This window comes from Glutamicibacter sp. BW78 (assembly GCF_002332245.1).
GTDB lineage: Bacteria > Actinomycetota > Actinomycetes > Actinomycetales > Micrococcaceae > Arthrobacter_H > Arthrobacter_H rhombi_A.
This window is the reverse complement of the sequence record NZ_NRGU01000001.1, coordinates 1-1,964: the sequence shown is the minus strand read 5'-3', so window position 1 is coordinate 1,964 and position 1,964 is coordinate 1. Positions and strand designations below refer to the sequence as shown.

The window sequence follows — 1,964 nt, the reverse complement described above, 5'->3', positions numbered from 1 at the left end:
AGAGTGTCCTTTGCCTGGGACTTATCGTTAGGGTCCATGCAGGGAGTATAGGGGGCTGGGCCTGGCGCAAAACAGCACCGAGAAACGCGCACTCGGGTCCCCATACCAATAAGTGCGCGGCTACGTGCACTGTGACTCCCGCCAGAACCGTAGTCCCGCAAGTCGGTCCTCCACCGGACGGTGACGGCGTTGACCAGTGCTTATGGCACGTGGCGGGTTCGAGTGTCCCGGTTGCCCCGTCCGGCGATCCGGCCGGTGAGGGGGCCGCTTACGGTATGCAGTTGTGGGTCTTCTGCTGTGATAGTCGGGGTCGTCCCCTAGAGACCTGCGATAGGGACAGGGGCGGTCGGCATCGGTCTAGCGTTGGATATTTTACTTGTCACAAGTTACCCAATGCTCATCAGCCAAGGAAATATCCCGGCGACCAGGAACAGCACGCTTTCACCACTGGGAACGTACCTGCTGACGCGTTAGCGCTATTCACTGTGGAGCGAGTTGCTCGTGTTCACGAGTCACGGCGGGTGGCGATGAGACGATGCACCGTCCCCACTGAACACTCCGCCTTTGCCGCTATCTCCGCCATCGAATAACCGCGTAGGTAGAGCTCCCAGATCAACGCGTCGCGGGCTGCTCGGGTCGGCATCTTAGAGGCTCTTCGCCAGCAGATAGGAGTTCCCGTCCTTGGCTATTGGCATGGAGTAGCCACGCTTGCCGTAGAAACTGCGCAGGCGGTCTTCCAGGCCGGGTTCCGAGGCATCTGGGTTCAGCATGACGAGGGAGTTTCCGTGGTCCCTTGCCTCGCACTCAAAGGCATCCAGTAGGGCGGTGGCTACACCGCTTCCCCGCGCAGAGCTGCCAACGAATAAGAGTGCCAGATAAGAGCACAGCCAGCCTTCGCGCTTGTCTTCGAAGCCTCGGACACTTTGCCATATCTTTGGTTGCTCATGGTGACCCTTGAGCCAACCAACGACACAAGAATCATCTGCTGCGACCCAGTGCAGCAGATCTTCGCTCATCCAGCCGCGGCGGATCATTTGTGCCTCTTCTTCGTGGCCCGGCCACTCGGCAAGTAGGTCCGCGACTCCAAGCATATCTGCTGGAGTTGCTCGCCGTATTTCGAAGCTTCCGATCTCCATGGGCAGGAGCTTAGACCATGGATGGTCGTGTTTTCGGATGGGTGAAAGATGAATCGATGCGTGCTTGTGGTTGGTTTGGGTGGTGCGGACCTGCTGACGTGTGTTGATAGTGAATATGTTGTGTTTGCCACACATAGTTAGATAGGTAGCCGGTTAGGTAGCTGGTTAGGTAGGTGTTTGGGTAGGGGTTAGGTGGTTTGTGGTGTCGCAGGTCGGGTGTTCGAGCAGCTTTTCCCAGATGCCTGGTGGGGTGTTGGGTTGGTATGTCCGTGGGGGTGGTTTCCAGGGAGCTGGTGCCGGCGATGGGTGCCTGGTTGGGGTCATACCGTGCGGCCGGCGTGCCCTAGCGCGGGGCGTACTGCACGGAGCGACTACCGGCGCTTCAGTTGCTCTACATGCCGCATGTGGGCGCAACGTACTCTTATGCCCATGGTGAGTAGATCTCCGACGGGGCCGTCTCGATCCGATCGGCGTTGGCTAGGGCCTCGGAAGCGACAAAATAGGCTCACGCGGGCCCCTTCTAAGATCGCTGTTTTTTGGAAGCGGTTCGGACCGTCGTCTCCGCAGTTTTGGGCCGTGGTTGGGTCCCTTATTGTGACAGCGGGCACGATCACTGCGACTGCTGCGATCGATAATGTGCGCTCGGACAGGGATGATCGTCGTGAGAATTTGCGGTTTGTGCGTGAGCGTTCCTCATCGGAATTGCAAGAACGTCCATTCCAAGAGATCGATCTACGTGGCCGCAATCTCAACAGTTTGAAGCTGGAGGCATCAGTTTTTGATCAGGCCGATCTTAGTGGCGCAAAGCTTGCTGGAACGAAGCTAGGG

Annotated in this window: 2 protein-coding genes; one reads left to right on the top strand and one right to left on the bottom strand. The window is 58.2% G+C overall.

The features are described 5' to 3' along the window. Positions 1-644: 644 nt before the first annotated feature. On the bottom strand, positions 645-1,136 hold the full coding sequence (locus CIK75_RS00005) for a GNAT family N-acetyltransferase (RefSeq protein ID WP_158225834.1): 492 nt from the start codon (positions 1,134-1,136) through the stop codon (positions 645-647). A gap of 576 nt (positions 1,137-1,712) precedes the next feature. Here CIK75_RS00005 and CIK75_RS16390 point away from each other — a divergent pair. Beyond that, on the top strand, positions 1,713-1,964 hold a 252-nt coding region (locus tag CIK75_RS16390; protein WP_206745463.1), incomplete at its 3' end, for a pentapeptide repeat-containing protein.

What these genes read in the sequence shown, in the direction of transcription:
- CIK75_RS00005 (WP_158225834.1), bottom strand. Translation starts at nt 1,136, where the DNA reads ATGGAGATCGGAAGCTTCGAAATACGGCGAGCAACTCCAGCAGATATG.